7 protein-coding genes and 1 riboswitch are annotated in these 7,321 nt (G+C 69.9%); of the genes, 4 read left to right on the top strand and 3 right to left on the bottom strand.

What is annotated here, in order from left to right; translation table 11 throughout:
* Positions 1 to 452: 452 nt before the first annotated feature.
* The 4 genes from GT354_RS41420 to GT354_RS41405 are packed head-to-tail and all read left to right on the top strand — an operon-like array spanning position 453 to position 3,647.
* Positions 453 to 1,199 carry an amino acid ABC transporter ATP-binding protein gene (locus GT354_RS41420; protein WP_346012417.1) on the top strand — a complete coding sequence of 249 codons (747 nt, stop codon included), beginning with the start codon at positions 453 to 455 and terminating at the stop codon, positions 1,197 to 1,199.
* Between the two features lie 13 nt (positions 1,200 to 1,212).
* On the top strand, positions 1,213 to 2,181 hold the full coding sequence (locus GT354_RS41415) for a glutamate ABC transporter substrate-binding protein (RefSeq protein ID WP_237535966.1): 969 nt from the start codon (positions 1,213 to 1,215) through the stop codon (positions 2,179 to 2,181).
* A gap of 15 nt (positions 2,182 to 2,196) precedes the next feature.
* Positions 2,197 to 2,841: an amino acid ABC transporter permease gene (locus tag GT354_RS41410; protein WP_161361832.1), complete on the top strand. Its 645-nt coding sequence runs from the start codon at positions 2,197 to 2,199 to the stop codon at positions 2,839 to 2,841.
* Positions 2,838 to 3,647, top strand: coding sequence for an amino acid ABC transporter permease (locus tag GT354_RS41405; protein ID WP_161361830.1), 810 nt, complete (start codon positions 2,838 to 2,840; stop codon positions 3,645 to 3,647). The genes GT354_RS41410 and GT354_RS41405 overlap by 4 nt, the downstream gene beginning before the upstream one ends.
* A gap of 20 nt (positions 3,648 to 3,667) precedes the next feature.
* Here GT354_RS41405 and GT354_RS41400 read toward each other — a convergent pair whose 3' ends face one another.
* From GT354_RS41400 to GT354_RS41390, 3 genes are all read right to left on the bottom strand, one after another.
* Positions 3,668 to 4,807 (bottom strand): MerR family transcriptional regulator, encoded by a 1,140-nt coding sequence (locus GT354_RS41400; RefSeq protein WP_237535965.1) that lies wholly within the window; start codon positions 4,805 to 4,807, stop codon positions 3,668 to 3,670.
* Positions 4,808 to 4,911: 104 nt separating this feature from the next.
* Positions 4,912 to 6,291, bottom strand: coding sequence for a cytosine permease (locus GT354_RS41395; protein WP_161361828.1), 1,380 nt, complete (start codon positions 6,289 to 6,291; stop codon positions 4,912 to 4,914).
* Positions 6,287 to 6,418: riboswitch (TPP riboswitch) on the bottom strand. It overlaps the preceding gene by 5 nt.
* A 73-nt stretch (positions 6,419 to 6,491) precedes the next feature.
* Positions 6,492 to 7,321 (bottom strand): CHAT domain-containing protein (locus GT354_RS41390; protein WP_161361826.1); only part of this gene is annotated, 830 nt, incomplete at its 5' end.

The following is a 7,321-nucleotide window of genomic DNA, read 5'->3' as shown; positions in this document are numbered from 1 at the left end:
CACGCACCACGCACCACGCACCACGCACCACAACAGCCACGACGCGCCGGTGGTTCCCGACACGTGTCGCGGACACCACGCCCCGTACGGGTGCCGGGTACATTCTCGCGCAGCCCTCGACGCGGCCGCGCAGCGCCTCGTGACGGGACGTCAAGAACGGGACCGCGCACCCGCGAACCCGCCGGCCTCGCCGACACCGAGCGCGCCGACCCACCGCGACCCGCTGCCTTCCACCAACCGTCGGCTGCCCGTTCCCCGCCGCGTGCTCCGGCCGCTGCCACCTCGCCCGTGCGCGGAGCGCGACGTCCGCGTCACCCTCGCGAGGGGACCCTATCGGCCGTTCGGGGGGTTCGCGGGCCGATGGGGACTGAATCCCGCCGGTGCGGTCGATCAAGGGGGCACGTGCGCTCACGCACGGTCCTGTCCCCGTGTCGAAGGCGAGTCGAATACCTGTGACCTCGCAAGACCCACTCGTCGTCCTCTCGGGCGTCAACAAGCATTTCGGGTCCCTGCACGTACTGCGCGACATCGATCTGACCGTGGCGCACAACGAGGTCGTCGTCCTGATCGGGCCCTCCGGATCCGGCAAGTCGACGCTGTGCCGCACCATCAATCGGTTGGAGACGATCGACTCGGGGACGATCACGATCGACGGCGCGCCGTTGCCCGCCGAGGGGCGCGGGCTCGCGCGTCTGCGGTCCGAAGTCGGCATGGTGTTCCAGTCGTTCAACCTGTTCGCACACAAGAGCGTCCTGGAAAACCTGACGCTCGCTCAGGTCAAGGTGCGCAAGCGCAGCAAGGCCGACGCCGACCGCAAGGCTCGCGAACTCCTCGACCGGGTCGGCCTGGTCGACCAGGCGAACAAGTACCCCGCGCAGTTGTCCGGCGGACAGCAACAGCGCGTCGCGATCGCGCGATCGCTCGCGATGGATCCCAAGATCATGCTCTTCGACGAGCCGACCTCGGCGCTGGACCCGGAGATGATCAACGAGGTTCTGGAGGTCATGCGGACGCTCGCCGTCGAGGGCATGACGATGGTCGTGGTCACCCACGAGATGGGCTTCGCGCGCTCGGCGGCGAACCGCGTGGTGTTCATGTCGGACGGCCGGATCATGGAGTCGCGCACCCCGGAGGACTTCTTCGACAACCCGCAGACGGACCGGGCGAAGGACTTCCTGTCCAAGATCCTCAAGCACTGACGGGGGACGGGACATGCACAATCACCGGGAATCCCGAACGTCCGGCCGCAGCCCACGAGCGACCGGCCACGGCCCGCGAACAACCACCCGCACCAAAGCGGTTGCCGTCGCGTTGATCGGCCTGCTCCTCGCGCTCGTCGCCGCGTGCGGCAAGAACGGCACGCCGCCGCCGAAGGGTCCCAAGCCCAAAGACCTGCCGTCCTACCAGGTCGCGACCGACGTCACGCTCGACTCGCCGACGTTTCGCGCGGCCAAGTCGCGCGGCAGGCTCGTCGTCGGCACCAAGGCCGACCAGCCCTATGTCGCGCAGCAGGATCCCGCGAACGGCTACTACTCGGGCTTCGACGTCGAGATCGCCAAGATGATGGCCGCGTCGCTCGGCTTCCCGGTGGACCGCGTCGAGTTCAAGACGATCACGTCCGCCAACCGGGAGACCTCGCTGCAGAACGGCGAAGTGGACTACTACGTCGGGACGTACACGATCAACGACAACCGCAAGAAGCTGGTGGGCTTCGCCGGTCCGTACTACATGGCCGGTCAGGCGCTCCTGGTGCGCAAGGACGAGAAGGACATCAACGGCCCGCAGGACCTCGCGGGCAAGAAGGTGTGCTCGGTCGCGGGTTCGACGCCGTATCAGCGGCTGGTGCGCGACTATCCCAAGGCCACCGCGGTCGCCTACGACAGCTATTCGGTGTGCGTGGACAACCTGATCAGCTTTCAGGTCGACGCGGTCACCACCGACGACACCATCCTCAAGGGCTACGCGGCGAAGGTCCCCGACCAACTCAAGCTCGCGGGCGGCCTGTTCTCCCAGGAGCCGTACGGAATCGGCGTGCCGCGCGGTGACAAGGTGTTCCGGCTCGCGCTCGACGACGCGATCGTCGCGCACGAACAAAACGGCGACTGGCTCCGGGCCTACAACGTCACGCTCGGCCTGTCGGGCGTACCCGCGCCGCCCCCGCCGCCCGTGGACCGGTACTAGAGGAAGGCGTCGACCATGAATGTCCTGCTCGACAACTTCACCCTGTTCCGCAAGGGCTTCGTCGGCACCCTCGAACTGACCCTGGTGGCCTCGGCGATCGCGCTCGCGCTGGGGGTCCTGATGGCCGCGTGCCGGGTCTCGCCGGTGCGGCCGATGCGGGTGCTCGGCGGTGCGTGGGTGACCGTGCTGCGCAATACGCCGCTCACGCTGCTGTTCTTCGCGGTGGTGCTCGGGCTGCCGCGGTTCGGGGTGGTCCTGCCGTTCTTCACGCTCGCGGTGCTCGCGTTGGGGTGCTACACCTCGGCGTTCATCTGCGAGGCGGTCCGCGCCGGCATCAACACCGTGCCCGTGGGCCAGGGCGAGGCGGCCCGCAGTCTGGGCATGTCGTTCGGCCAGACGCTCAATCTGGTCGTGCTCCCGCAGGCGCTGCGCGCGGTGATCCCGCCGATCGGCAGCACGCTGATCGCGCTCGCCAAGAACAGCGCGATCGCCGGGTCGTTCAGCGTCGTCGAACTGCTCAGCACCTACCGAACCCTCAACGAACTCGGCTACGACATCGTCGCCACGTTCCTGTGGATCGCGGTCGGCTACCTGATCATCACGCTGTCGATCAGCGCCCTGTTCGCGTTCTTGGAGAAGCGCCTGGAGGTGGCCCGATGAGTGTCGAGAGTTCGGCGCTGTACGACGTTCCGGGACCGAGCGCCAAAGCGCGGCATCGGCTGTACGGGTGGATCGCCTCGGTCGTGCTCGCCGCGATCGTGGCGTGGATCGTGTACAAGCTGATCGATACCGGCCAGTTCGACGGCGACAAGTGGGCGCCGTTCGAATACAAGGGCGTACAAAGGCTGTTGCTGCGCGGTCTGGGGCACACCCTCCAGGTCTTCGCGTGGGCGGCGGTGCTGTCGCTGCTGTTCGGCGCGGTGTTCGCGGCCGGCCGGCTCTCCGACCACCGCGTGGTGCGCTGGGTGGCGGGCGTCGTCGTCGAGTTCTTCCGCGCGATGCCGGTCCTCGTGATGATCTTCTTCATCTTCATTGCGATGAAGGTCGAGCCCCGCTTGGCGCTGATCTCGGGTCTGACCCTGTACAACGGCTCGGTCCTGGCCGAGGTCTTCCGCGGCGGCGTCAACGCGGTCCCCAAAGGCCAGCGGGAGGCGGCCTACGCACTGGGCATGCGCAAGACCACGGTCATGGTCAACATCCTGATCCCGCAGGCGGTACGCACGATGCTGCCGACGATCATCAGCCAGCTGGTGGTGACGCTGAAGGACACGTCGCTGGGCTATCTGATCTCGTACGAGGAATTCCTGTACGCGGGCAAGCAGATCGCCACCAACCTGGACTACAGCCTGCCGTTCATCCCGGTGGTCATCGTGATCGCGCCGATCTACATCGGCATGTGCATGCTGTTGTCCGGCTTGGCCCGCTACCTGGAGAGCAGCGGGCGGCGCCGGCGCAAGGTGGCGTAGCGCGGCACTCGCGCCCCGGTTCAGCCGGTGGCGTCCGCGGGCAGCGCCACCGGCATCACCAAGGTGGTGAAGCTGCCCTGGTCGGCCGAGCGGACGACCACCGGAAACGGGCGGGCGCCGAATTCGAGCAGGACGTCGGGGCCCACACTCGCCTCCAGGGCCGGTACCAGCGTGAGCGGATCGAAGGCGGTGTGCACCGGTGGGCCCGTACAGATCGCGGACAGCGCCGGCGCGTCGTCCACGCGGACCTCGTCGTCGCCCGCGACCAGTACGCACGCGGGGGTCGAGCCGCCGCGCAGCAGCGCGTCACGCAGGGCGACCCGGTCCACCACGACGCGACCGACCGGGTCGGCCAAGGCGGCAAGCATGTCGCGATACGCCGGATAGATCCCCGTGAACCCGGCGTGCTCCCGGACGTCGTCGCCCGCCCGCAACCGCAGCCCGTCGGGGGTCGGCTCGACCACGATCTCGGCGTGCCGCGCCGCCCATCGGGCCGTCTCGACCAGGTCGTCCACCGGGATCAGGACGGAGGCCGGCTCGCCATGGATCCCCAGCGGACGCAGGGTGCGCACCGACAGGCGGTAGCGGTCCGTCGCCACCAGGCGCACCTCGCCGTCGCCCAGGACACCGGGCTGCCCCGAGCCGGCCGGCGCTCCCACCTCGACCAGCACACACCCGAGCACCGCGAGTTCTCCCTCGCCCGCTCCCGCCGCCGGCGTCACCTGCCGCACCGCGCTCGCCCACTCGGCCCCGCCCACCACCGCTTGCGTCCCCGTCGCGGTCAGGGTCCGCAGTACGCCCTCGATCACGGCGCGCGCCGTGTCCGTCCGGTCGCGCATCCGCCGCAGATGTCCCCGCAGCACTTCCTCGGCCTGCTTCGGCGGGCCGTCCAGCACCGCCGATGCCTCGGTCAACGGCACCTCCGCCTCGCGCAATCCGCGCAGCAGGGTCGCCCGCGCCTCCTGGCTCGGCGTGTAGAAGCGATATCCCGTGCCGGCGTCCACCGAGGCCGGGCGCAATACGCCGCAGTCGTCGTAGTAGCGCAGTGCGCTCGGGCTCAGCCCCACCCGCCGCGCGAACGCCCCGATGCCCATCGCCGCGCCGTCGTCGTTCATGTCGTCGTCGTTCACGCCGTTGTCGTTCATGTCGTCGTCGTTCATGTCCGTGAGTCTTGGCCTTCGACCGACTCGAAGGTCAAGCTCGGAGGTCGAGTCGGCATGCCCTCGAAACCGGCCCGGCCGTACGCTCGCCCGTTCGGTCTCGCTCAGCCGGTCGCGCGCGCCCTCGCCCGGCGCCGGTCCCACAGGACCGCGGCGTACGCGGTGACGCCCGCGATCGCGAACGAGAACAGCGAGGCCGAGGTCCACGCCTGCGCGTGGATGTGCGTCGCGTCCTGGACGTGCGCCCAACCCTTGGCCCACCACTCGATCGAACCGGGGTTGATCAGCTGGTAGGTGCCGAATCCCAGCGCCCACGGGGCCAGCATCACCCATCGGGCAGGCGAGTGATCACCCAAGTCCCAACCGGTTCGGCCGCGGCCGACGAACAGGTCCACCACGAGCGCGCCGAACAGCGGGATGAACACCGAGCCGAGCAGGTACAGGAAGCTCTCGTACGTCGCGAAGTCGTCCACCATCAGCGCGAACGCCGTGACCAGCGCACCCACGCCCACACACAGCACGCGGCGGTCGATGCGCGGCGCGAGGTTCTGGATGGACATCGCCGTGCTGTAGACGTTCGCGAAGCTCTGGTCGACCTCGCGCACCACGAGCACCGTGAAGAACACCCACCCGGCGGTGACCCCGAGGAAGGAATCGAAGATCTTGTCGACGTCGCCGCCGACCTGCGCGAGCGCGACCAAACCGAGCAGGTAGCACCAGATGCTGGTGATCGAGTAGCCGCTCAGCGCGGCCCAGAACGCCGACTTCGAACCGCGTGAGTGCCGGGTGTAGTCGGACGCGAGCGGTACCCACGACACCGCGACCGCGAGCGCCGCGTCCATCGCCGGGAAGAAGCCCGACCACGAGCCCTCGGTGAGCGGCGGCAGCCCCTCGCGGACCAGTTGGACGGAGAAGTACAGCATCGCGATGCCCACCGCGATCGTCACGTAGCGGCGCAGGATCCGCAGCATCCCCAGCGGGCGCAGCGTCATGCCGGTGGTGACCACGCCGGCCGCGACGATGTAGAGCCAGTGCGGGCCCCGACCGTCCGTCATCGCCTCGATGCCCATCGAGATCACCAGCAGCTCGAAGGTGCCCCAGCCGACGCACTGGACGATGTTGAACAGCGTCGGCACGTACGAGATCTTCGTGCCGAACAGCCCGCGCAGCACGGTCATCGCGGGCGCGCCGCTGCGGGCGCCGGGGATGCCGGCGACCGCGACCATGAGCGCGCCGATCAGGGTGCCGCCGATGGCCGCGACGACCGCCGCGACGATCGACAGTTGTGGGTATCCCTGCGGGGCCAGCACCGCGAGCGCCCCGGAGAACCCGAGCAGGCTCACCCCGAGGTTGGCCCAGAACGCGGCCTGGTCGCGGAACCCGAGGGTGCGCGGCGGCGCGGTGTCGAGGATCAGCGGGGCTTCGGCCCCGGAGCCGGAATCCGACGGCTCGGGGCGTGCGTCGTCTACGACAGGAGCCGACATGGCTCTACCTGCTCTCCCTACGCCGGCATTACCCGGTCAGGTTCAAGCGGTCGGTGGCCCCGGGGCGCTCGACGCGCCCCATGCCGCCCTCTCAGCCCGGTTGGTCCGAGCTCCCGCGATGGCGAGGCGTACAGTACGCGCCTTCCGCCCGACTTGGGAAGGCGGGGTGGGTTCGGCCGTCGCGGCGGGCATCCCGCGTCTCACCAGCCCGAGTGGGTGAATCCGGCCCACCCGGCCAGGGCGTCCGGGCCGATCGCCCGGGCCCGGGCGGCGAGTTCGGGCGGCATCGCCGCCGGGATGCCGCGTTTGGGGTCGCGCATCCACAACTGCGCCGTCCGCAGCGCCTGGGCGGGCGGCAGGTCGCGTCGGGTCAGGTAGTGGTCGGCCATGTACAGCACGAGTTCGGTATCGCTCGCCGACACCGGCCACAGCGTCGACACGACCGAGTAGGACCCCGCCGTCAGGAATTCGGCGGTCCGCCGCCACGCGTGGTCGTGCCCGCGCGCCGGCGCGAAAGCGACCGGATCCCCCGGTTCGCGGCCGATCCCGGCGGGTCGTCGCGACGCCGGGTCGACGGGCCGCGCGGCGAGCTCGCACAGCAGCCGCGGCGAGGGGATGTACGAGATCTGCGCGTCCTGGAGTGCGTGTCGCCGACGCCCGTCCACGTCCGACCACGCGGCGTGCCACGGCACCGTGCCGAACGGCCCGGCCGGCAGCAGCACAAGCTGCGGTGCGCGCGCGAACGTGCCGGGCAGGGCGGCCAGTACGGGCCCCATCGCGGCAGTCCACGCCCATCCGCCAAGCTCCTCGACCGCGTCCGGCCAGTTCTCCTGATCAGCCGTCACCACCCTTGCCGCGTAGTCGAGTTCGGGCAGGTCCAGGACATCCGTACGGCCGTCGGCCAGGGTCAGTACAGCCGCGCCCGGCACGAGGTGCACCAACGCGTCCACGCCGAGCCCGCGCAGCGCGCCGCCGACCTCGTCGGCGGTCGGCGGGTCGAGCAGCGCGCTCCACGGCACCCCGTGTGCGG

It is taken from the genome of Streptomyces sp. SID3343 (assembly GCF_009865215.1).
Classification (GTDB): Bacteria; Actinomycetota; Actinomycetes; order Streptomycetales; family Streptomycetaceae; genus Embleya.
This window is presented reverse-complemented; position numbering and strand designations above follow the sequence as displayed.